The sequence below is a fragment of the Sphingomonas phyllosphaerae genome (assembly GCF_029623345.1).
GTDB lineage: Bacteria > Pseudomonadota > Alphaproteobacteria > Sphingomonadales > Sphingomonadaceae > Sphingomonas > Sphingomonas phyllosphaerae_C.
Window position 1 is genome coordinate 1 of sequence record NZ_JAPYKH010000034.1, and the last position, 22,085, is coordinate 22,085.

Sequence of the window (22,085 nt, forward strand, 5' to 3'; positions counted from 1 at the left end):
CAGTCATAGTCACCCGGCGCGGTGACGGCGGGCACAGGAGGATCGGGGACGTGCATGCCGCAACCTATTGTCTCTTCGCGACGAATAGCAGGTCGCGCGGGGCTGCCAAGGGGAGCGCGGCGCGCTTGACCGCGCGCGTGCGTCCCGGCACCTCAGGCGCCATGACCCGCCGCCTCCCGCTCGCCCGCCGCGCCGCCCCCTTCCTGCTCGCCGCCGCGCTGCCCGCGGCGCTGAGCGCGCAGCGCGCGCCCACCGATACGATGGCCAACGAGCAGGTCGCGGGCTACGACTGGGTCCGCCCCGAGGCCGATTACGTCCGCCGCACCGAGATGGTGCCGATGCGCGACGGCACGCGGCTGTACACCGTGATCGTCTATCGCAAGGGCGCGCATGACGCGCCGATCCTGCTCAGCCGCACGCCGTACGACGCCGACAAGGCGACGAGCCGCAATCGCAGTCAGCATATCGAGGAGATCCTGCCCGTCGCCGACGCCGAGTTCGTCGACGACGGCTATATCCGCGTCTACCAGGACGTGCGCGGGCTGGGGAAGTCCGAGGGCGATTACGTGATGAACCGCCCGCTGCGTGGGCCGCTCAACCCCAGCAAAGTCGATCACGCCACCGACGCCTATGACACGATCGACTGGCTGGTGAAGAACGTGCGCGAGAGCAACGGCAAGGTCGGCATCACCGGCTCGTCCTATCTCGGCTTCACCTCGCTGATGGCGCTGATCGACCCGCATCCCGCGCTCAAGGCGGCGGTACCGCAGAGCCCGATGGTCGACGGCTGGATGGGCGACGACTGGTTCCACAACGGCGCCTTCCGCACGTTCGGCTTCGACTATGACCTGTCGCAGACGGTCAAGTCGGGCGGGGGCGCGGTGCCCAAGGGCGGCGGCGACGAATATGCCGCCTACCTCGCCGCCGGCTCGGCGGGTGATTACGCGCGCCACTACGGGTTGCTCGACCTGCCGGTGGTACGCAAGGTGCTCGAGCACCCGAGCTACGACTCGTGGTGGCAGGGGCAGGCAGTCGACAAACTGCTCGGCGCGCGCAAGCTGACGGTGCCGACGATGCTGGTGGTCGGCCAGTGGGACCAGGAAGACAGCTACGGCGCGCCCGCGGTGTATCAGGCGCTGGAGGGGCAGGATCCGGACAACCGGCTGGTCAGCCTGGTGATCGGGCCGTGGCGCCACTCGCAGGTCAATTACGAGGCGCGTGAGCTGGGGCCGCTGAAGTGGGAGGGCGACACCGGGCTGCAGTTCCGCACGCGCTGGATGAAGCCGTTCCTCGACTGCCATCTCAAGACCGAGCCGGTGCCGTGCGACACGCCGCCGGTACTCACCTACGCCACCGGCGAGGATCGTTGGGAAGTGTCGCCGCGCTGGCCGGCTGGCCAGTACACGCCGCTCTATCTCGCGGCCGGCGCGTCGCTGTCGTGGCAGAAGCCCACGGCGGGGAGCGACAGCTTTGTTTCGGATCCGGCCAAGCCGGTGCCGATGCTGCCCCGGCCGATCCACATGCAGGGCGAGGAGTGGCGCACCTGGCTGGTCCACGACCAGCGTTTCGTCGACGGCCGCCCCGACGTGCTGAGCTACACCGGCACGGTGCTCGACCGCCCGGTCCACATCAAGGGCGCGCCCAAGGTCGACCTGCGCGCCGCGACGACGGGGCGCGACGGTGACTTCGTGGTCAAGCTGATCGACGTCTATCCCGAGGAGAACAGCGCCAATCCGGCGATGGCGGGCTATCAGCTCGCGCTCGGGATCGAGATCTTCCGCGGCCGTTACGTGAACGGCTTCGCCACGCCCGCGGCGCTGACGCCGGGCAAGACCTACAAGTTCGACTGGTCGCTGCCCAACGTCGACCACGTCTTCCTGCCCGGCCACCGCATCATGGTGCAGGTGCAGTCGTCATTGTTTCCGCTCTACGATCGCAATCCGCAGAGCTGGGTCCCGTCGATCATGGATGCGCGCCCGCGTGATTACGTGAAGGCGACGCAGACGGTGCGCTGGGGCGGCGACGCGGCGAGCGCGGTGTGGCTGCCGGTGGCGGCGGACTCACCCACCGGGGCGGCGACGGCGGCGCACTGAACGCCGCGGTCGCGCGCGGGTCAGCCCCGGCCGCGCAGCGTGTTGAGCACCGCCAGCGCGGCGACGCCGACGAACGCCGCGCTCGTCCATGGCCGCTCCTTGGCGAAGCCGCGTGCCTTCTCGGTCAGCGGCGCGTCGCCGGTGAAATGCGTCCTGAGCGAGTCGGTGAGCGCGGTCTTCTTGTTCGACGTGGTGGCGGTATCGGCCATGAGTGTGTCTCCTGCTGGATGCGGGGGCACAACGAACGAGGCGCGATACGGTGCCCTTGTCATCACGACTTCGCTTGTCTGCAGATCCTCCCCGGAACGGGGAGGCAGACCGCGCCCGACGGGCGTGGCGGAGGGTATCCACAAGCGCTGCGCTTCGTCGTGAGCCCTCTCCACCGCCGCTTTACCGCGAACCCCTCCTCGCGAGCGGGGAGGATTACCGTCACTTCAGCCGGAGCGGCGGCGAATAATCGGTCATGGTCATAAACACGCTGTCGACCTTGGTCACGATCTTGCCGTTGACCTCGCTCGCTGCGGCGACCTTCTGCCACTCGGGGTCGGCGCCGAACGCCTTCCAGTCGGCGTCGCGCGCGGCTCGGTCGGGGTAGGCGAGCACGTAGACGACACGGCCTTCAGGATAGTCGGCGCTGGGCAGCTCGTTCCAGTAAGCGACGTTGGTCATGCCGTGGCGCTTGAAGATACCCAGCGTGTGCTCGCGGAAGCGCGTGTTGAGCGCCGCCAGCTTGCCCGGCGCGGGATAATAGGTGCGCAGCTCGTACAGCGCGGTGCGCGGGTCGAGCGTCGCCTTGGGCGCGGCGGCGGTCAGCGCCAGCGGCGCCAGCAGGGCAAAGGTGAGCGCGATCAGGGCAGGACGCATGCGGCAGGTCTCCGGACGATGATGCCGCAGGCTGCGCCGGATTTCGCCGGAACACCAGTGACCCGGATCAATCCGCCGGCTCAGCCGTGCGTGCGCACCACGGCGCGGGTAACGTCCCCCATCAGCCGCAGCCGCGCCGCCAGCGGCGCGCGGGTGCGCGCGATCAGCACCGCCACCGCGTAGCGATGCCCGTCGGGTGCGGTGAGCAGCCCGACGTCGTTGGTGCCGGTGGCGGTGCCGGCCAGCTCCTGCCCCGTGCCGGTCTTGTGCGCGAGCGTCCAGCCGCGCCCCAGCCCCGCGCGCAGACGTAGCGGCCCGGTCCGGCTCGCGCGCATCAGCGCCAGCATCCGCGCGGTCGAGGCCCGGCTCAGCAGCCGCCCCTGCGCCAGCCGCATCACCCCCAGGGTGACGCCGTCGGCCGAGGCGCCGTCGGGCGGGCTGGCCACGTAGCGCTCGAGCGCGCGGCGCCGCGCGGCGAGGCTCAGCCGCGCCCGCGCGCGCAGGAAGCCATCGCCGCCTGCCCAGGAGTCGCGCCACGTCAGCCCGGCGGTGCGCGCCTGGAGCAGCCGCTCGCCCGGGCCGAAGGTGACGCCGCTGACGCCCTTGCGCGCGAGCGTGCGCCGTACCGCGGCGGGGCCGCCGACCTGGCGCAGCAGCACGTCGTTGCAGGTATTGTCGCTGCGCGTCAGCGCGCAGTCGAGCAGGCCGGCGATCGTGATGCGGAGACCGCCCGCGCCGACGCGCGCGCGGATCGGCTGGTGGAACAGCGTGAGATCGCCGCGTCGCACCGTCACGGTCTTGCGCAGGCTGAGCGCGCCGCGATCGATCGCGTCGAAGGTGGCGAGCGCGACCCAGAGCTTGCTCACGCTCTGTTGCGGCCGGCGCGTGCCGCCCTGCCACGAGACGGTCCAGCCGCGCTCCACGTCGCGCACCGATATGCCGACCGCGCCGGGGAAGCGCTGGCCGAGCGCCTCGACCGCGTTGAGCAGCCGCGCCGGCGGCTGCGGCCGCACCGCGCCGCGGTCGCGCGCCGCGGCGGGTGGTGCCGGTGCCGCCAGCGCGAGCGCGGCGAGCAGCGGGGCGATCAGGCGGTGGGAGAACATGGGCCGGGCGACCTCATCGTCATGATCATGCATCGAGCGCGCGGACGTCCACACCGCCAGCCTCGCCCTTGCGGCCCCGGGCTCCTGCCTGCGCAGGAGCGCCCGTGAGACGACCGTGTTCCCGCACAGGCAGGAACCCGGCGCCACGCGCACGACGATGCTGGCGACACACCCCGGTCGCCTGAGCAGGCTCGCTCTACCCGCACCGCGCCGGAAGGAAAGCGCCCTCCGGCCCAGCACGGCCGGTCCGACCCGACAGCAGCGCTGGCCTATTGCCTCACCGGGCGGCACGTGCCACCGCGCTCTCATACCAAAAGTTACTATTTCGCCCGGAGACGATCCTTTGACCCTGAAGTTCGTGCTGCTGGCGGCGACCGCCGGCCTCGTCCTCGCCGCCCCAGCGCTGAGCCGCGACCAGCAGCCCGCGCCGGCGCCCGCCGCCGCCGCGCCCGACGCCGGCGCGACCCGCTACGGCGCCTGGGGCTTCGATCTCACCGGCATGGACCGAAGCGTCCGCCCGGGCGACGACTGGTTCCGCTTCGTCAACGGCGCCTGGGTGGCGCGCACGCAGATCCCGGCGGACCGTTCCTCCTACGGTGCCTTCGCGGTGCTGCGCGAACTCTCCGAGCAGCGGCTGCGCGCGCTGATCACGGGCTATAGCGCGAGCGACACCGCGCATCCCGACCGCGCCAAGGCGGCGCTGCTCTACACCGGCTTCATGGACACCGCCGCGGCCGAGCGCGCCGACGCGGCGCCGCTGACCGAGCGGCTCCGCCCGATCACCGCGGCGGCGAGCAAGGACGATATCGCGCGGCTGATGGGGCGCTCGGTCGGCGGCTTTGGCGCCAGCTTCGTCAGCGCCGGGGTGAGCGACGACGCCAAGCGCCCGGAGGTCTACGCGCTCTACCTGCGCCAGTCGGGGCTCGGCCTGGGCGACCGCGAGCTGTACCTCGATCCCAAGTTCGCGCCGCAGGTGGCGCGCTACCGCCAGTATGTCGCGCAGATGCTGACGATGGCGAACTGGCCCGACGCGGCCGCGGTGGCGGAGCGGGTGGTCGACATGGAGGCCAAGCTCGCGCAGGCGCACTGGACCCGCGCCGAGAGCCGGGACCGCGACAAGACGTACAATCCGATGACGCTCACCGAGCTGAAGGCGCAGGCCCCGGGCTTCCCGTGGGATGCTTATTGGCAGGCGGCCGGGCTCGGCGCGGCGGACCGCGCGATCGTCGCGCAGAACACCGCTTTTCCCAAGATCGCCGCTTTGTTCGCCGCGACCGATCTCGCCACGCTCAAGGCCTGGGCGGCGTTCCGCACCGCTGATGACGTCGCGCCGCTGCTGTCGCGCCGCTTCGTCGACGCCGAGTTCGACTTCCGCTCCAAGTTCCTCAACGGCCAGCCGCAGCAGCGCGAGCGCTGGAAGCGCGCGGTCGGCTTCACCGAGAACGCGATCGGCGAGGGTATCGGCCGCGACTATGTCGCGCTCTACTTCCCGCCCGAATCGAAGGCGAAGATGGACGCGCTGGTCGGCAACCTGCGCGTCGCGCTCGCCGGGCGGATCAAGAATCTGGCGTGGATGAGTCCCGCGACCAAGGCCCAGGCGCTCGACAAGCTGCAGGGCTTCACCGTCAAGGTCGGCTACCCCTCGAAGTGGCGCGATTATACCGGCCTGGAGGTGCGGGCGGGCGATCTCGTCGGCAACGCCGAGCGCGCCACCCGGTTCGAGTGGGACTATGACCGCGCCCGGATCGCGCGCCCGGTCGACAAGGCCGAGTGGGGCATGACGCCGCAGACGGTCAACGCTTACTACAGCTCGGTCAAGAACGAGATCGTCTTCCCCGCGGCGATCCTCCAGCCGCCCTTCTTCGACCCGCAGGCGGACGACGCGATCAACTATGGCGGGATCGGTGGCGTGATCGGCCACGAGATCAGCCACGGCTTCGACGACCAGGGCCGCAAGTCGGACGGGCGCGGCGTGCTGCGCGACTGGTGGACCGCGCAGGACGCGACCAAATTCGAGGCGCAGGCGGCGCGTCTCGGCGCGCAATATGAGGCCTATAGCTTCCCCGGCCTGCCCGGCGTCCACATCAACGGGCGCGCCTCGATGGGCGAGAATATCGGTGACCTCGGCGGTGTGCTGATCTCGCTCGACGCCTATCACACCTCGCTCGGCGGCAAGCGCGCGCCGGTGATCGACGGCTTCACCGGCGACCAGCGCTTCTTCCTCGGCTGGGGGCAGGTGTGGCGCACCTTGTTCCGCGACGAGGCGCTGCGCCAGCAGCTCGTCAGCGACCCGCATTCGCCGGGGCAGATCCGCGCGGTCAACCCGCTGCGCAACGTCGACGCCTGGTATGCGGCGTGGAAGATCGATCCGTCGCAGAAGCAATATGTCGCGCCGAAGGACCGCGTGCGGATCTGGTGAGGGGACGTCGCGTCCTGACGTGAGTCGACGGCACGCCCGTCATCCCGGGACACGTCCGGGATGACGGGGAGAGGCAGACGTGGCACGTGCCTCGGCAGCGGCTGCGTCTCACCGCCCGCACGTCGCCGATGCGGGCGGCACCGCGCGCATCTCGCAGCGCGGCCGGCCGGAGACGCTGACCTGCGCGTTCTGGATCGCCACCACCGTCGCCGCCTGGGACGCGGCGCCGCGCACGATCGAGTCGCCCGCGCCGCGCACCGTCAGCCGCTGCGTCGCCAGCGCGCGCGCGTCGATCGTGCCGATGCCGTTGGCGATCAGAGTCGCGTCGGGCGAGCGACCGGCCAGCGTGACCGTCGCGTCGCCTGCCAGTGTCGCGCTGAGTCGTGCCGCGTCGAGCGCGGCCACGTCGATCGACCCCGCCGCGGCCGACAGCTCGACGCGCTCGCCGCGCATCGCCGCGATCGTCACACGCGCCGCGGCATAGACCGCGACGGCGGTGAGCCGCGGCGCGACCACCGTCACCACCGCGCCGGCGCTCGCCGCCCCGCCGCGCAGGACCAGCGTTCCCCCGCTCGCCTCGACCCTCAGCGTGTCGAGCGCCGCCGGATCGGCCGCGCTGGCAGAGACGCCGGTGCCCGCGCCGCCCGACGCCGCGACGACGACTCGTACCGTCGCGGGCGTCTCGACCCGCAGCCGGTCGACGGTGGCGATCGGCCAGCGCCGCTCCGCCGCACTCGCCGGCGCGGCGGCGAGCGCGAGCAGCGACGCGGCGAGGATCAGCCGCCGCACCGCACGCTGCCCGATCCCATCTTGCGCACCGAGCAGCGCGCGCGCGGCCCGAGGTCGACGTCGCCCGAGCCCATCGCCATGACGTTCGCCTGGCCGTTCACGGTCGCGCGGACGCTTCCCGAGCCCATCACCTTAATGTCGGCGGCCCTGGCGACGAGCCGCTCGCCTGCCACGTCGCCCGAGCCCGCGATCGACACCGCGAGCCGGTCGCTCTCGCCCGCCAGCGTGACGCTGCCCGAGCCCGCGATCGACAGGTCGAGTGTGCTCGAGCGACCGGTGATGGCGGCATTGCCCGAGCCGGCGATAGAGACGTCGGCCTCTCCCGCTCGCAGCGCCGCGACGGTGAGGTTGCCCGAGCCGGCCAGCTTCGCCTTGAACGCGCGCGCCTCGACCCGATCGACCGAGAGATTGCCCGAGCCGCTCAGCGTCGCCGCCGTGATCGCGGGCATCGTCACCGTCACCCGCGCGTGCCCGCGCGAGCGGCCGTTGCGGCGCGACACCCGCAGCGTGCTGCCGTCGCGCGTGATCTTGAGCTTGTCGAGCGCCTCGGTGTCGCCCTCGGCGGTGACCGCGAAGCCGCCGCCAACCCGCACGCTGACGTCGTCGCTACCGGCGAGCTCGACCGAGTCGAAGCCCGACGCCGCGTAGCTGCGCTGGTTGCCGCTGCCCGTGGCCGGGATGCCGGGCCGATCGTCCGTATCGACGCTGAAGCTGTTGCCGCAGGCCGCCAGCGGCAGCAATACGGCGGCGATGATCGCGCGCATGTCCTTTTCTCCCGAACGTGTATTGCACCACTAATACACACCGGGGCGACGCGCAAACGAAAAGGGGCGGCCCGCGGACCGCCCCCCTCGTCATTTGACCCGATGCGGCGGGTTACGCCGGCACCTTGTCCTTGTTGTAGATCGCCGCGGCCTTGCGGAGGATGTCGAGGATCTTCTCCTGCGCCGCCGGCTCGTCGATCTGCTCCATCGCGGCGAGCTCGCGCGCGAGGCGGCTGCACGCGCCCTCGAAGATCTGGCGCTCGGAATAGCTCTGCTCGGGCTGGTCGTCGGCGCGGAACAGGTCGCGCACCACCTCGGCGATCGAGACGAGGTCGCCCGAGTTGATCTTCGCCTCATATTCCTGCGCGCGACGCGACCACATCGTGCGCTTGACCTTGGGCTTGCCCTTGAGCGTCTCCATCGCCTCGCGCATCGTCTTGTCCGACGAGAGCTTCCGCATGCCGACCGATTCGGCCTTGTTGGTAGGGACGCGCAGCGTCATCCGCTCCTTCTCGAACCGCAGCACGTACAGCTCCAGCTGCATGCCCGCGATCTCCTGTTTCTGCAGCTCGATCACACGGCCGACCCCGTGCTTGGGATAGACGACATAGTCACCGACATCGAAATGCAGAGCCTTGGCAGCCATAGGAGGCCTTTCCAATGTTAGGGCTCCCGCAGTCCGCTGCGACCCGCGCCGGCAAAGCACCGCGGAACGGACTGACGAGGGGAGCAGAAGGTTTGACGTCTCCAGGGACGCGAGAACGATTGCGCCCGTGCCGGCCTCTTATAGCAACTCGGCAATAAAATTTCCAGCCCCAATGGGGCAGGGAGGCTGACGCGAGGGAACCTTTTTACAGTTTCGCGTCACCCGATGCGGGGAGATGCCCCGTTATGGTGCTCTGAAAGCGCGATTCGCCATGTCCGAAGCACGAACGCGCTTCCGCGCAAGCAGGGGCCCAGAGCCACGAACGCCGCCCCCGGAACGGCGGGCTTCGGCGTCGCTGGAGCACGCTTCAGGTTCGATAAGGCGGACGCTAGCCGGCCCGCGGCGGGTGGAAGAAGCCGGGCGGGAAGGGCGCCTGATGCGGCCCGCGCGGGTCGCGCAGGTCGTTGCGCATGCCCGCGTCGGCGCTGAGCGGGATCGCCATGCCGCCGGTCGTCTCCAGCAGCGCGAACAGCTTGCTGCTCATCCGCGCGGCGAGGTCCTCGTGGCCGGGGCGGGCGAGCAGATTGTCGCTCTCGTGCGGATCGGCGGCGAGGTCGTACAGCTCGTCCAGATCCCAGATGCCGTGGAAGTGCATGTACTTGTACCGGTCCTCGCGGAGCGCGTGGACGGTCGGGGTCTGCGGGAAGTTGCGCTCCCAATAATATTCGTAGAGCAGCTCGCGCCGCCACGGCACCGCGCCGCCGCGCGCCAGCGGCAGCATGTTCGCGCCCGCCATATCCGTCGGTGCGCGCAGCCCGGCGGCGGCGAGCATCGTCGGTGCGACGTCGATGTTGGCGACCACCTGCTCCACCACGCTGCCGGCGGGGAACAGCGACGGGCAGCGCGCCAGCATCGGCACGCGCATCGATTCCTCATAGGCCGCGCGCTTGTCGATCAACCCGTGCTCGCCGAACATGAAGCCGTTGTCCCCCATGTAGAGGATCAGCGTGTCGTCGAGCTCGCCGCGCTGCTCGAGCAGGTCCATGATCCTGGCCAGGCCCTCGTCGACCGCGAGCAGCGTCTCCATGTAGCGCTTGTAATAGTCGCCGATGTCGAGCGTGCCGTGATAGGGATAGCCGACGCCGTGCCAGCTGTTGCGCTGGTTCTCGACCCACATCGGCCGGCCCGTGACGCCCGGCTTCATCGACGCCGGGTAGCGAAAGGTCTCCTTGTCGTAGCGGCCCTTGTGGCGCTCGGCCGGGATGAACTCGGAATGCACCGCCTTGTGCGCGAGGTGCATCATCCACGGCTTGCCCTTAGGGCGCTCGCCGAGCCAGTCGAGCGCATAGTCGGTCAGCTCGTCGGTGATATAGCCCTTCTGCGGTACCTTCTGCCCGTCGACGTTGAGCCCGTTGGCCTCGGGCAGGTAGCTGCCCTGGCCGCGGAAACTGACCCAGCGGTCGAAGCCGGGCTGGGGCGAGTCGCCCTCCTCGCCCATATGCCACTTGCCGATGAAGGCGGTGTCGTAGCCGGCGGCCTGGAGGTACTCGGGATAATAGACGAGCCCGGGCGGGATCGGGTGGTTGTTGTCCACCACCTTGTGCTGGTGCGCGTAGAGGCCGGTGAAGATCGAGGCGCGGCTCGGCGAGCACAGAGCCGTGGTGACGAAGGCATTGCGGAAATGCGTGCCCTCACGCGCGAGCCGGTCGAGCGTCGGCGTGTCGCCGAAATCCTGCGCCTTCATGAAGCCCATCGCGTCGTAGCGATGGTCGTCGGTCAGCACGAACAGGATGTTGCGCGGGCGGGCACTCGACACGCGCGCGAGCCGGCGCGAGCGGCGCGGCACCGGCGTCGCCGCCTCCGCCGCGCCCGCCGCCCAGCTGTACAGCCCGAACGCCCCGCCCGTCCCCGCCAGCAGCACGCCGCGCCGGCTCGTATCCTCCGCCATCGTCAGAAATCCTTGCGCAGCAGCAGCCCGGCATAGCGCCGGTCGTCGCGCGGCACGAATCGCACCGTACCAGCGAACGAGCCGTTGGCGAGGAAGCTGGCATAGGATTGGTCGGTGATGTTCTTGACGTACGCGCGCAGCTGCCAGCCGTCACCGGGGCGGATCAGCGCCACGCTGGCGTTCCAGATCGCATAAGCGGGCTGGATCGTGCTCGGCGTCTGGTTGAGCGAATATTGCGTCTTGGAGCTGAAGCTGACGTCGCTCTGCAGCTCCATCGACAGCGAGTCGCTCAGCGCGAAGCGGTAGGCGGCATTCTCGTACAGCTTGACGCGCGGCGCGAAGGGCAGCGGCTGGCCGTTGATGTTGCAGCTGGTCGGCGCGCCGGTCGGGCAGAGGAAGTCGCGCACCGTGGCGTCGGTGAAGGCGCCGGAGAGGTCGACCGTCAGCCCCGCGGTCGGGCGCAGCGTCACGTCGGCCTCGACCCCGCGCGAGCGCACCGAGCCCGCGTTGATCAGCCGGGTGACCTGCGCGCCGTTGACGACATCGTTGAAATTGGCCTGATAGCCGTCGAACGTCGTGGTGTAGGCAGCGAGACTGTAGCTCAGCGCGCGGTCGGCGGTGCTGCCCTTGAGCCCGATCTCGAACGAATCGCTCGTCTCCGGGCTGAGCGGCAGCTCGTCGAGCAGGGTCGTCGCGTTGAGCGAGCGCATGTTGAAATAGACGTTGTACGCCGGCCCCTTGTAGCCGCGCGAGTAGGTGAAATAGGTCTGCGCGCGCGCGCCGAGATCGAGCTGGAGGCCGAGGCGGTAGCTGTCGCCGCGCCGGTCGGTGCTGCCGCTGGCGTTGTGATAGGCGCGGATCGCGGGACGATCGAGCGCGGCCGCGCCGCTGTTGGTCGGGTCGTTGCTCGACGTGCGGACATGGTAGAAGTCGAGCGTGTCCCAGGTCGAGCGATAGCCGGCGATGGCGCGGAAAGCGGAACTGAAGTTGACGTTGGCCTCGCCGAACAAAGCGTAATTGTGGCTGGTGATCCCATAATTGGCGACGCCGATGGTGGTGAGCGGCGCGCCCGCGGTCAGCGTGGTGAGCGTGCGCTGGTAGCGCTCGTCGGTCTCGCCGCGCAGGTAATAGGCGCCGACGACATAGTCGATCAGCCCGCCGCGCGGCGAGGTGAGCCGCAGCTCCTGTGAGAATTGCTTGCTGTTCACCGTGCCGTCGTCGAGCCCCTGCGGGAAGGCGGTGCTCAGCCCTGTCAGCCAGTCATAGTCCTGGCGCTGGTGGTTGAGCCACTGGCGCCACGCGGTGATCGAGGTGACCTGATAGTCACCCAGCCCGAGCTCGGCGGTGAGCGAGCCGCCGTAATTCTCGTCGCGCACGTCGGTGTCGATGTCGGTGGCATTGGCGCGGTTGCTCGGCGAGGGGGTGATCCCCCGCGCACCCAGCGCCGCGATCAACGGCGCCGAGGTGGTCACCGCGCGGCTCGGGTAGGCGATCTGGCTGGCGGAGGCGTAGACCGCCGCGACCGTCTCCCTCGTGTTGAGATAGTCGCCGATCGCGGTGAGCTTGAGCGTCTCGGTGGGCGTCGCGACCAGCTTGGCGCGGACGCCGTAGCGGCGCGAGGCGTTGGTGTCGTTGCCGGTCACGACGTTGCGCGTGTTGCCGTCGAAATCGTCGTACAGCCCGCCGATCAGCGCGGCGAGCTTGCCCGGGATCAGCGGCCCCGACACGCCCGCCTTGACGCGATATTCCTCATCGGTGGTGGCGCCGAGCTCGCCGAAGGCGGCGAAGCTGTCGCCGGGATCGCGCGTGACGATATTGACCACGCCGGCCGAGGCGTTCTTGCCGAACAACGTCCCCTGCGGCCCGCGCAGCACCTCGATCCGCTCGACCTCGCCGAGATCGAGCGTCGCCTGGCCCGGGCGGGTGAGCACCACGCCGTCGAGCACGGTCGAGACCGAGGGCTCGACGCCGGGCGAGGTGGTGATCGTGCCGACGCCGCGGATGAAGATCGTGCGGTCCTTGTTCGACGCGCCGGTGCGGAAGTTGACCGAGGGGATCGCGGCGGTGATCGCCTGGACGTTGTTGAGCTGCCGCTCGGCCAGCGAGGCGCCGCTGATCGCGGTGATCGCGATCGGCACCTGCTGGAGCGATTCGTTGCGGAAGCGCGCGGTGACGACGACGTCGCCGTCGGCGGGGTTCGCGGCGGGCGTCGGTGCCGGGGTGGGAGTGGCGGCGGAGGTGTCCTGCACCGCCGCGCCGGGCGCCTGCTGCGCGGCCGCGGGAAGCGTGATGGCGAGCCCGGCGGTGGTGGTGAGCAACGCGAACAGACGGCGACGGTGCATCGAATCTCCCCTCTACGATCAATGTGCTTGTAAAAGCCGACCTCGTCGATGGGGAATAAAGAAGCACATGCACCGCGCGCACCCGGGCTTTAGTGGAGCGAGCTCGATCCTCCCCGCATGGCAGGGGGGGGGGCAATGGGTCGACGCGGCTCAATCCTCCCCTGCAAGGGGGAGGTGGCGCACGTAGCGCGACGGAGGGGTGACCCGGCCGGCGAGCATCGCTGGACTCACGACCGGCGACACCCCTCCGTCAGGCCTGCGGCCTGCCACCTCCCCTTGCAGGAGAGGATCTCACGCTTCACCCGCGAGGAACCCCTACTCCCCGTCCGGCCCCAGCGTCGCGTCGATGTCGCGCGGGCGGACGAAGCGGGTCAGCGTCGCGCCGCCGCGCGTGACCTCGCGCCAGCCGTCGGCCGCGAAGGTCATCTCCGCCAGCGTCGCGGTGGGGTATTTCTCTTCCACCGCATCGCGCAGCCCGCCCGGCACCTCGGGAACCAGCGCGAGCACCAGTTCCTCCAGCCCGGGATTGTGACCGACCAGCAGCAGCGTCTCCGCCGCGTCGTCCTGCTCGTGCACCACGTCGAGCAGCGTCGCGGCCGAGGCGAGATACAGCCGCCGGTCCCATTCGGGCGCGAGCGCGCGGCCGAGCCCGCGCTCGGCCTCCTCGATCGTCTCGCGCACGCGCACCGCGGGGGAGGCGAGCACGCGGTCGAAGTTCAGCCCCATCGCCTTGATCTCGCGCCCGATCGCCTGCGCGGCGCGGCGCCCCTTGGGGTTTAGCGGGCGGTCGAGATCGCGCGGTACGGCATCGTCCCAGCCCGACTTGGCGTGGCGCAGCAGCGTCAGCGTCTTCATTCGGGCAGCTCCGCTCGGGCGTCGTGGAGGTCGGCCTCATGCCCGATCGGCCCGGCGGTGGAAAGCCGCTGCCGCACGCGGTTCACCGCCTCTTCGAGCGGCACGCGGGACACCCGCACGCCCGGCGGAAAGGCGTCGAGCAGCCGCGACGGCATCGCCGCCGACAGCAGCACGAACAGGCCCGCATCGTCGCCGCGCCGGATCAGCCGCCCGAACGCCTGCGCGAGCCGCGCGCGCACGATGCGGTCGTCGTAGGCGCTCCCGCCGCCCGCGAGCCGGCGCGCGGCGTGGAGCACGGTCGGCTTGGGCCAGGGCACGCCCTCCATCACCACCAGTCGCAGCGACTGGCCGGGTACGTCGACGCCGTCGCGCAACGCGTCGGTGCCGAGCAGGCTGGCGTGGGGATCGTCGCGGAAGATGTCGACCAACGTGCCCGTGTCGATCGGGTCGACATGCTGCGCGTGGAGCGGCAGCCCCGCGCGCGCCAGCCGGTCGGCGAGCCGGGCATGCACCGCGCGCAGCCGGCGGATCGCGGTGAACAGCCCGAGCGCGCCGCCGCCCGACGCCTCGATCAGCCGCGCATAGGCATTGGCGAGCGCGGGCACGTCGCCGCGCTTGACGTCGGTGACGATCACCACCTCGGCGTTGCGCGCGTAGTCGAACGGGCTCGGCGCGGTGAAGCGGCCCGGCGCGCGCTGCAGATGCGGCGCACCGACTCGCGCCTCGGCGGTCTCCCAGTCGCCGCCCGCGGTGAGCGTCGCCGAGGTGACGAGCGCGCCGTGCGCCGGCTTGAGCACCGTCTCGGCGAAGGGGCGCGTCGGGTCGAGCCAGCGGCGGTGCAGCCCGATATCATATTCGCGCCCCTCGCCACGCTCGACCGCGAGCCAGTCGACGAAGCGCGGGTCTGCCGGACCGCCGACGCGTGCGAGCAGGGCGAGCCACGCCGCGACGGTCTCGGCGCGCCAGCCGAGCGAGGCGATCGCGCCCTCGATCCGCGCGCGCGCGGGTGCGTCCATCCAGTCGGGGGCGTCGGCGAGCACCGCTTCGAGCCGTTTGCCCAGCGCCACCATCGGCCGCACCAGCGAGTCGAGCGCGTGCGCGGCGGGCGCCGCCGCCTCGATCAGCTCGGGAGTGGGCTCGGCCAATTCGGTCTCGAGCCCGTAGCCCGCATCGGCATCCTGCTCGGCGCGCGCATAGGCGAGCCCGCGCACCGCCGCGAGCAACGTCTCCGTCGCGCCGAACGGCTGCCCCTCCGCGACGCGCTGGAGCCAGCCGTCGGCGGCGAGCGCCTGCGCCGCGGCGACGATCTCGGTGATCGCGCGCGCGCCCTGCTCGTCGTAGCTGGCGAGGTCGGACAGCCGCGCCTGCAACCCGCGCCGTCGCCCGCGCGCATTGCCCTCGGGCCCGACGATCCAGCGGCGCAGCTCGATCGTCTCCTGCCCGGTCAACGCGGTGCCGAACATCGCGTCAGCGGCGTCGAACAGATGATGGCCCTCGTCGAACACGTAGCGCGTCGGCCGGGTCGCGGTCTCGCGCCCGCGCGCGGCGTTGACCATCACGAGGGCGTGGTTGGCGATGACGAGGTCGGCCTCGGCCGAGGCGCGCGCGGCGCGCTCGATGAAGCAGCGGCGGTAATGCGGACAGCCGGCGTAGACGCACTCGCCGCGCCGGTCGGTCAGCGCGGCCGAGCCGTTGCGGCGGAACAGCGTGACGAGCCAGCCCGGCAGGTCGCCCCCCACCATGTCGCCGTCGTCGCTATAGGCCGCCCAGCGCGCCACCAGATGCGCCAGGATCGCCGCGCGCCCGGCGAAGCCGCCCTGCAGCGCGTCCTCGAGGTTGAGCAGGCAGAGATAATTCTCGCGCCCCTTGCGCGTCACCACGCGCGCCTTGCGCACCGCGCGATCGGGGTGGAGCCGCCGCGTCTCATGCCCGAGCTGACGTTGCAGCGCCTTGGTATAGGTGGAGATCCATACCGCGCCGCCGGCCTGCTCGGCCCACAGGCTGGCAGGGGCGAGATAGCCGAGCGTCTTGCCGATCCCGGTGCCCGCCTCGGCGAGCACGAGGTTGGGCATGTCGCGCGCCGCCCGCGGCGCAAACGCGGCTCCCGCGGCGGCGGCGTAAGCGCGCTGGCCGGTCCGCACCTCGGCGTCGCCGCCGACGAGCGTCGCAAGCCGCTCGAGCACCGCGGCGTCGTCGAGCGTCACCGCGCGGGGGGCGGGGCGGGGCGCGGTCTCCTGCCACTCGGGCAGGCGCGAGAACAGCCAGCGCTCGTGCTGCGCCGGCTTGGCGATCCGCGGCGAGACGATCGGCGCCCACGGCCAGCGCGCGCGGGTGAGCGACTGTGCGGCGGTCCAGGCGCCCTCGCGCTCGGACCAGTCGCTCGCCTGCGTCACCGCGAGCAGCCGCTCGGCCGCGACGGCGAGAAAGGCGGCGACGTCTTCATCGCGCGCGGGGGCGTCGAGCCCGGCCACCTGCGCGATCCCGCGCGGGGTCGGCACCGCGAAACGCGCGGGGTGGAGGAAGGCGAACAGCTCGAGCAGGTCGAGCCCCGACAGCTCGGCATAACCGAGCCGCTGCGCCACCAGCGGGGCGTTGAGCAGGATGACCGGCGTGTCGGCGGCGAGCCGGATCGCCTCGCCGCGCGAGAGCGCGCGCGTCTCGCCGGCGCGCGCCACCCACACGCCCGAGTGGCTGGCGTGGAGGGCGGGGTGCGGCAGCGCGGGGAAGGGCGACGTCACGCTCTCGCTCTGCGCCAAGTGGAACAGATCGGCAACCGCAAAGCCGTGATGTGGTGCTCGGTGGTGGCGCGGTCCGCCGGCGCGCGGGGGAGAGCAAGTGCAGCGTCATCAGGCACCTCCGCCCGCCACGACGGCGCCCTCGCGCCATCAAACGCAAATTCACATGCCCGTGCCACCCTTCTCACACTCTAATGCTATCGCCTCGCAACTGCGCCCCGTGTTTCGGAAAGCCAAACCGCGGGGTGGATTCCCCTGCCGCAAGCGCCTAAGGCACGCTCCAGTCTAGTCTGTCCTGCTGTGTCGGAGACCGCGCATGAACATCCACGAATATCAGGCCAAGGAGCTGCTCGCGAAGTTCGGCGTGCCCGTGCCCGCGGGCTTCGCCGCGATGAGCGTGGAGGAGGCGGTCGCCGCCTCCAAGAAGTTGCCCGGGCCGCTCTACGTGGTGAAGGCGCAGATCCACGCCGGCGGACGCGGCAAGGGCAAGTTCAAGGAGCTGTCGCCCGAGGCCAAGGGCGGCGTTCGTCTCGCCAAGACCGAGGACGAGGTGCGCCACGCCGCTACCGAGATGCTCGGCAACACGCTGGTGACGATCCAGACCGGCGACGCCGGCAAGCAGGTCAACCGCCTCTATGTCACCGACGGCGTCGACATCGCGAAGGAATTCTACCTCGCGCTGCTCGTCAATCGCGCCACCGGCCGCATCTCGTTCGTCGCCTCGACCGAGGGCGGCATGGACATCGAGACGGTCGCGCATGACACGCCAGAGAAGATCCACTCGATCGACGTCGATCCGGCGACCGGTTTCCAGCCGCACCACGGTCGTGCGGTCGCGGGCGCGCTCGAGCTGAGCGGCGATCTCGCCAAGCAGGCGGCAAACGTCGCGGCGAAGCTGTACGACGCGTTCCTCGGCACCGACGCCGAGCAGATCGAGATCAACCCGCTGGCGGTCACCGACGACGGCAAGCTGATGGTGCTCGACGCCAAGGTCGGCTTCGACGGCAACGCGATGTTCCGCCACAAGGACCTCGCCGAGCTGCGCGACGAGACCGAGGAAGACGCCGCCGAGCTGGAGGCGTCCAAGTACGACCTCGCCTATATCAAGCTCGACGGCGACATCGGCTGCATGGTCAACGGCGCCGGCCTCGCCATGGCGACGATGGACATCATCAAGCTCAACGGCATGTTCCCCGCCAACTTCCTCGACGTCGGCGGCGGCGCGAGCAAGGAGAAGGTGACCGCGGCGTTCAAGATCATCCTCGCCGATCCCGCGGTGAAGGGCATCCTGGTCAACATCTTCGGCGGCATCATGAAGTGCGACATCATCGCCGAGGGCATCGTCGCCGCGGCGAAGGAAGTGAACCTGTCGGTGCCGCTCGTCGTCCGGCTCGAGGGCACCAATGTCGACAAGGGCAAGGAGATCCTGTCCACCTCCGGCCTCGCGATCGTCCCCGCCAACGACCTGGGCGACGCCGCGCAGAAGATCGTCGCCGAGGTGAAGAAGGTCGCCTGAGTGAGGAGGGGCGGCGCCTGTTCGCGCCGCCTCACGTCTCTCACTCTCCTGCGTCATCCCGACTTGGGCCGGGATGACGCCGAGGGACGCCGCAACCTCCCGGATGCCCCCCCCGGCGTGGGCTGTTGTGAGGTGACCCAGAAAGCAACCCCTCGCCGCCTCCGGCGGCCGGCGGCGGAAAATCACCTGCCCGGACACCATGTCCGCGCGCCGCGCGTTTACGCCAAGAACGCTGCCGCTACGGCAACCACGCTTTCCGTACTGAACTTGCGAAAAGCGCGGAAAACCGCCATGTGGAGCGCATCCCGGGGCCGCGAACACGCCCCGACCGCAGGATCGGAAGGACGCTGATGAAGGTCTTGGTGCCGGTCAAGCGCGTGCTTGACTATAACGTGAAACCCCGCGTGAAGGCCGACGGGTCGGGGGTCGACCTCGCCAACGTCAAGATGAGCATGAACCCCTTCGACGAGATTGCGGTCGAGGAAGCGATCCGGCTCAAGGAGAAGGGGACCGTCACCGAGATCGTCGCGGTCTCGATCGGCGAGCCCAAGGCGCAGGATACGCTGCGCACCGCGTTGGCGATGGGCGCCGACCGCGCCATCCTCGTCACCAGTGACACCAAGGTGGAGCCGCTCGGCGTCGCCAAGATCCTCGCCAAGATCGTGGCGGAGGAGCAGCCGCAGCTCGTCATTCTCGGCAAGCAGGCGATCGACGACGACAACAACCAGACCGGCCAGATGCTCGCCGCCTTGCTCGGATGGGGTCAGGCGACCTTCGCCTCCAAGGTCGAGCTGAGCGCCGACGCCGTCACGGTGACGCGCGAGGTCGACGGCGGGCTCGAGACCGATCGCTTCAAATTGCCCGCGATCGTGACGACCGACCTGCGCCTCAACGAGCCGCGCTACGCCTCGCTGCCCAACATCATGAAGGCCAAGTCGAAGCCGCTCGTGACCAAGACCGCCGCGGACGTCGGCGTCGACGTTGCGCCGCGGCTCACGACGGTGAAGGTCGCCGAGCCGTCGAAGCGCACCGCGGGCGTCAAGGTCGCCGACGTCGACGAGCTGGCGGGCAAGCTCAAGTCGCTCGGCATCGCGAAGTAAGGGAGCGCAGCATGAAGACTCTGGTTTGGGTCGAGCACGACGGCCAGTCCGTCAAGGACGCCACGCTCTCCGCGGTGACCGCGGCGGCCAAGCTCGGTGAGGTCCATCTGCTGGTGGCAGGGCAGGGGGTCGACGGCGTCGCGCAGGCGGCCGCCAGGATCGCGGGCGTGGGCAAGGTCCATGTCGCCGACGACGCCGCCTACGCGCACCAGCTCGCCGAGAATGTCGCGCCGCTGGTGGTCGAGCTGATGAGGCATCACGACGCCTTCGTCGCGCCCGCCACCACCACGGGCAAGGCGATCGCGCCGCGCGTCGCCGCGCTGCTCGACGTCATGCAGATCAGCGACGTGCTGTCGGTCGAGGGCGAGGACACGTTCACGCGCCCGATCTACGCGGGCAACGCGATCGCCACGGTGCAGACGCGCGACGCCAAGAAGGTGCTGACGGTGCGCGGCACCGCGTTCGAGAAGGCCGCGGCCGAGGGCGGCAGCGGCACGATCGAGGCGGTGGCGGGCACCGGTGACACCGGACTCGCGACCTTCGAGGGCGCGGAGATCGCGGCGCTGACCCGCCCCGAGCTGACCAGCGCGCGCGTGATCGTCTCGGGCGGGCGCGCGCTCGGCTCGGGCGAGAAGTTCCGCGAGCTGATCGAGCCGCTGGCGGACAAGCTCGGCGCGGCGGTGGGCGCGAGCCGCGCGGCGGTCGACGCGGGCTTTGTCCCCAACGACTATCAGGTCGGCCAGACCGGCAAGATCGTCGCGCCGGAGGTCTATGTCGCGGTCGGCATCTCGGGCGCGATCCAGCATCTCGCGGGGATGAAGGACTCGAAGATCATCGTCGCGATCAACAAGGACGAGGACGCGCCGATCTTCCAGGTCGCCGACGTCGGCCTGGTCGGCGACCTGTTCAAGATCGTGCCGGAGCTGACCGAGAAGCTGTGAAGGGGTAGATGCTCCCGGCACGGAGGGAGACTGCCCGCCATTAGCCGGCTGGTGGAGCGGGATCTCGCTCACGCACCGGCTCGTATGCGGAAGCTCCCTCCACCAGCCTTCGGCTGGTTCCCCTCCCCGTGCCGGGGAGGATCGGTGACCCCGTCAACTCGATTTGGCCGCCACGCCCGCGCGGTGTAAGGCGCGCGCCATGATCCGGCTTTCCAACCTGCGCCTGCCGCTGCGCCACGACGACGACGCGCTTCCCGCCGCGCTGCACGAGCGGCTCGGCGTCGTCGCCAACGACGTGCTCGGCTGGCAGGTGGCGCGCCGCGGGCATGACGCGCGCGGGCGCGGGCGGATCGCCTTGGTCTATTCGCTCGACGTCGCGCTGCGCGACGAGGCCGCGGTGATGGCGCGGCTCGGCGACGACAAGGACGTCCGCCCGACCCCCAACACCGATTACCGCCCGCCCGTGCTCGCCCCCAGCGGTGGTGCGCGCCAACGCCCGGTGGTGATCGGCGCCGGGCCGTGCGGGCTGTTTGCCGCCCTCATCCTGGCGCAGGCCGGCTTCCGTCCGATCGTGCTCGAGCGCGGCAAGGTCGTGCGTGAGCGCACCAAGGACACGTGGGGGCTGTGGCGGCGCGGCGTGCTCGTGCCCGAATCGAACGTGCAATATGGCGAGGGCGGCGCGGGCACCTTCTCCGACGGCAAGCTCTACAGCCGCATCAAGGACCCGCGCCACCTCAACCGCAAGGTGCTGGAGGAGTTCGTCGCCGCCGGCGCGCCGCCCGAGATCCTCACCGACGCGCACCCGCATATCGGCACCTTCCGGCTGGTGACGATGGTCGAGAGCATGCGTGCGTCGATCGAGGCGCTCGGGGGCGAATATCGCTTCTCGACGCGGGTCGACGGCTTCCACGTCGAGACGGACGCGCGCGGCGAGCGCCACCTCCGCGGGCTGCACCTCCACGACGGTTCGTACCTGGAGGCCGAGCATGTCGTGCTCGCGGTCGGCCACAGCGCGCGCGACACGTTCGGCACGCTGGTCGAGGCGGGGGTCCATGCCGAGGCCAAGCCCTTCTCGCTCGGCGTGCGGATCGAGCACCCGCAGTCGTGGATCGACCGCGCGCGCTTCGGCGATGACGCCGGCCATCCGGCGCTGGGCGCGGCCGAGTACCATATCTCGCATCACTGCTCGAACGGTCGCACCGTCTACAGCTTCTGCATGTGCCCGGGCGGCACCGTGGTCGCGGCCACCTCGGAGGAGGGGCGAGTCGCCACCAACGGCATGAGCCAATATTCGCGCAACGAGCGCAACGCCAACTCAGGGCTGGTCGTGGCGATCGACCCGGCGCGTGACTTTCCCGGCGACCCGCTCGCCGGCATCGCGCTGCAGCGCCACTGGGAGGAGCGCGCCTTCGTTGCCGGCGGGCGCGACTATCGCGCGCCGGCGCAGCGCGTCGGCGACTTTCTCGAGGGCCGCGCCTCGACCGCGCTGGGCAGCGTGACGCCAAGCTACCGCCCGGGCGTGACGCCGACCGACCTCGCCGCCTGCCTGCCCGACTTCGTGATCGCGGCGATGCGCGAGGCGCTGCCGGTGTTCGGCCGCCAGATCCGCGGCTACGACGATCCCGACGCGGTCATGACGGGCGTCGAGACGCGCACCTCCTCGCCGGTACGCTTCACCCGCGGCGCGGACTTCCAGAGCCTCAATACCGCCGGGCTCTATCCCGCGGGCGAGGGTGCCGGCTATGCCGGTGGCATCCTCTCGGCCGCGGTCGACGGGATCAAGGTGGCGGAGGCGGTGGCGGTGCGGCTGGCGGCGCAACCCGGCTGACCGAGCGCGTGCGCTGGCGGAGGTCGGGGCGCAGCTGGGGGACTATGGTGAGTCCCACATAAGCTTTCCTGCCTAGGCCCCCGCCTTCGCCGGGGCACAGGCGCGTTCGTGTGACCGGATGGCGCGGACTTAAAACCGCCCG

Annotated in this window: 16 protein-coding genes; 6 read left to right on the top strand and 10 right to left on the bottom strand. The window is 70.6% G+C overall.

Annotated features, from left to right (window positions below; translation table 11 throughout):
• Window positions 1-161 precede the first annotated feature (161 nt).
• Window positions 162-2,093 (top strand): CocE/NonD family hydrolase, encoded by a 1,932-nt coding sequence (locus QBJ89_RS19155; protein ID WP_277982066.1) that lies wholly within the window; start codon window positions 162-164, stop codon window positions 2,091-2,093.
• A gap of 20 nt (window positions 2,094-2,113) precedes the next feature.
• Here QBJ89_RS19155 and QBJ89_RS19160 read toward each other — a convergent pair whose 3' ends face one another.
• The 3 genes from QBJ89_RS19160 to QBJ89_RS19170 all read right to left on the bottom strand — a co-directional run bounded on the left by QBJ89_RS19160 (window position 2,114) and on the right by QBJ89_RS19170 (window position 4,060).
• The gene (locus QBJ89_RS19160) at window positions 2,114-2,302 is read right to left on the bottom strand and encodes a hypothetical protein (RefSeq protein ID WP_277982067.1); all 189 of its coding nucleotides are present in this window, start codon (window positions 2,300-2,302) and stop codon (window positions 2,114-2,116) included.
• A gap of 220 nt (window positions 2,303-2,522) precedes the next feature.
• Window positions 2,523-2,957 (bottom strand): NIPSNAP family protein, encoded by a 435-nt coding sequence (locus tag QBJ89_RS19165; RefSeq protein WP_277982068.1) that lies wholly within the window; start codon window positions 2,955-2,957, stop codon window positions 2,523-2,525.
• Between the two features lie 80 nt (window positions 2,958-3,037).
• Window positions 3,038-4,060: a serine hydrolase gene (locus QBJ89_RS19170; protein WP_277982069.1), complete on the bottom strand. Its 1,023-nt coding sequence runs from the start codon at window positions 4,058-4,060 to the stop codon at window positions 3,038-3,040.
• Window positions 4,061-4,403: 343 nt separating this feature from the next.
• On the opposite strand from QBJ89_RS19170, the gene QBJ89_RS19175 reads away from it, so the two are divergent.
• Complete coding sequence (locus QBJ89_RS19175; RefSeq protein ID WP_277982070.1) at window positions 4,404-6,479, top strand: M13 family metallopeptidase; 2,076 nt, start codon at window positions 4,404-4,406, stop codon at window positions 6,477-6,479.
• A 108-nt stretch (window positions 6,480-6,587) separates the two neighbouring features.
• Here QBJ89_RS19175 and QBJ89_RS19180 read toward each other — a convergent pair whose 3' ends face one another.
• From QBJ89_RS19180 to QBJ89_RS19210, 7 genes are all read right to left on the bottom strand, one after another.
• Complete coding sequence (locus QBJ89_RS19180) at window positions 6,588-7,268, bottom strand: GIN domain-containing protein (RefSeq protein WP_277982071.1); 681 nt, start codon at window positions 7,266-7,268, stop codon at window positions 6,588-6,590.
• A complete protein-coding gene (locus QBJ89_RS19185) occupies window positions 7,256-8,032 on the bottom strand; it encodes a head GIN domain-containing protein (RefSeq protein ID WP_277982072.1) in 777 nt (258 codons plus the stop codon). Before QBJ89_RS19185 ends, QBJ89_RS19180 begins: the two co-directional genes overlap by 13 nt.
• Window positions 8,033-8,144: 112 nt before the next feature.
• The gene (locus QBJ89_RS19190; RefSeq protein ID WP_219755021.1) at window positions 8,145-8,678 is read right to left on the bottom strand and encodes a CarD family transcriptional regulator; all 534 of its coding nucleotides are present in this window, start codon (window positions 8,676-8,678) and stop codon (window positions 8,145-8,147) included.
• A gap of 388 nt (window positions 8,679-9,066) precedes the next feature.
• The gene (locus QBJ89_RS19195; protein ID WP_277982073.1) at window positions 9,067-10,626 is read right to left on the bottom strand and encodes a sulfatase family protein; all 1,560 of its coding nucleotides are present in this window, start codon (window positions 10,624-10,626) and stop codon (window positions 9,067-9,069) included.
• Between the two features lie 2 nt (window positions 10,627-10,628).
• Window positions 10,629-12,968 (bottom strand): TonB-dependent receptor, encoded by a 2,340-nt coding sequence (locus tag QBJ89_RS19200; RefSeq protein WP_277982074.1) that lies wholly within the window; start codon window positions 12,966-12,968, stop codon window positions 10,629-10,631.
• 315 nt (window positions 12,969-13,283) lie between these two features.
• Entirely contained in the window at window positions 13,284-13,823 is a 540-nt protein-coding gene (locus tag QBJ89_RS19205) for a SixA phosphatase family protein (RefSeq protein ID WP_277982075.1), read from the bottom strand.
• Window positions 13,820-16,561, bottom strand: a complete 2,742-nt coding sequence (locus QBJ89_RS19210; protein WP_277982076.1) for an ATP-dependent DNA helicase — start codon at window positions 16,559-16,561, stop codon at window positions 13,820-13,822. Before QBJ89_RS19210 ends, QBJ89_RS19205 begins: the two co-directional genes overlap by 4 nt.
• A 313-nt stretch (window positions 16,562-16,874) precedes the next feature.
• On the opposite strand from QBJ89_RS19210, the gene sucC reads away from it, so the two are divergent.
• From sucC to QBJ89_RS19230, 4 genes are all read left to right on the top strand, one after another.
• Complete coding sequence (gene sucC / locus QBJ89_RS19215) at window positions 16,875-18,074, top strand: ADP-forming succinate--CoA ligase subunit beta (RefSeq protein ID WP_277982077.1); 1,200 nt, start codon at window positions 16,875-16,877, stop codon at window positions 18,072-18,074.
• Between the two features lie 350 nt (window positions 18,075-18,424).
• The gene (locus QBJ89_RS19220) at window positions 18,425-19,174 is read left to right on the top strand and encodes an electron transfer flavoprotein subunit beta/FixA family protein (protein ID WP_223011545.1); all 750 of its coding nucleotides are present in this window, start codon (window positions 18,425-18,427) and stop codon (window positions 19,172-19,174) included.
• An 11-nt stretch (window positions 19,175-19,185) separates the two neighbouring features.
• Entirely contained in the window at window positions 19,186-20,115 is a 930-nt protein-coding gene (locus QBJ89_RS19225; RefSeq protein ID WP_277982078.1) for an electron transfer flavoprotein subunit alpha/FixB family protein, read from the top strand.
• A 199-nt stretch (window positions 20,116-20,314) separates the two neighbouring features.
• Window positions 20,315-21,943, top strand: coding sequence for an NAD(P)/FAD-dependent oxidoreductase (locus QBJ89_RS19230; RefSeq protein ID WP_277982079.1), 1,629 nt, complete (start codon window positions 20,315-20,317; stop codon window positions 21,941-21,943).
• The last annotated feature ends 142 nt before the right edge of the window (window positions 21,944-22,085 follow it).

What these genes read in the sequence shown, in the direction of transcription:
- QBJ89_RS19185 (WP_277982072.1), bottom strand. Translation starts at nt 8,032, where the DNA reads ATGCGCGCGATCATCGCCGCCGTATTGCTGCCGCTGGCGGCCTGCGGC.
- QBJ89_RS19155 (WP_277982066.1), top strand. Translation starts at nt 162, where the DNA reads ATGACCCGCCGCCTCCCGCTCGCCCGCCGCGCCGCCCCCTTCCTGCTC.
- QBJ89_RS19170 (WP_277982069.1), bottom strand. Translation starts at nt 4,060, where the DNA reads ATGTTCTCCCACCGCCTGATCGCCCCGCTGCTCGCCGCGCTCGCGCTG.
- QBJ89_RS19190 (WP_219755021.1), bottom strand. Translation starts at nt 8,678, where the DNA reads ATGGCTGCCAAGGCTCTGCATTTCGATGTCGGTGACTATGTCGTCTAT.
- QBJ89_RS19195 (WP_277982073.1), bottom strand. Translation starts at nt 10,626, where the DNA reads ATGGCGGAGGATACGAGCCGGCGCGGCGTGCTGCTGGCGGGGACGGGC.
- QBJ89_RS19230 (WP_277982079.1), top strand. Translation starts at nt 20,315, where the DNA reads ATGATCCGGCTTTCCAACCTGCGCCTGCCGCTGCGCCACGACGACGAC.
- QBJ89_RS19165 (WP_277982068.1), bottom strand. Translation starts at nt 2,957, where the DNA reads ATGCGTCCTGCCCTGATCGCGCTCACCTTTGCCCTGCTGGCGCCGCTG.
- QBJ89_RS19200 (WP_277982074.1), bottom strand. Translation starts at nt 12,968, where the DNA reads ATGCACCGTCGCCGTCTGTTCGCGTTGCTCACCACCACCGCCGGGCTC.
- sucC (WP_277982077.1), top strand. Translation starts at nt 16,875, where the DNA reads ATGAACATCCACGAATATCAGGCCAAGGAGCTGCTCGCGAAGTTCGGC.
- QBJ89_RS19160 (WP_277982067.1), bottom strand. Translation starts at nt 2,302, where the DNA reads ATGGCCGATACCGCCACCACGTCGAACAAGAAGACCGCGCTCACCGAC.
- QBJ89_RS19220 (WP_223011545.1), top strand. Translation starts at nt 18,425, where the DNA reads ATGAAGGTCTTGGTGCCGGTCAAGCGCGTGCTTGACTATAACGTGAAA.
- QBJ89_RS19205 (WP_277982075.1), bottom strand. Translation starts at nt 13,823, where the DNA reads ATGAAGACGCTGACGCTGCTGCGCCACGCCAAGTCGGGCTGGGACGAT.
- QBJ89_RS19225 (WP_277982078.1), top strand. Translation starts at nt 19,186, where the DNA reads ATGAAGACTCTGGTTTGGGTCGAGCACGACGGCCAGTCCGTCAAGGAC.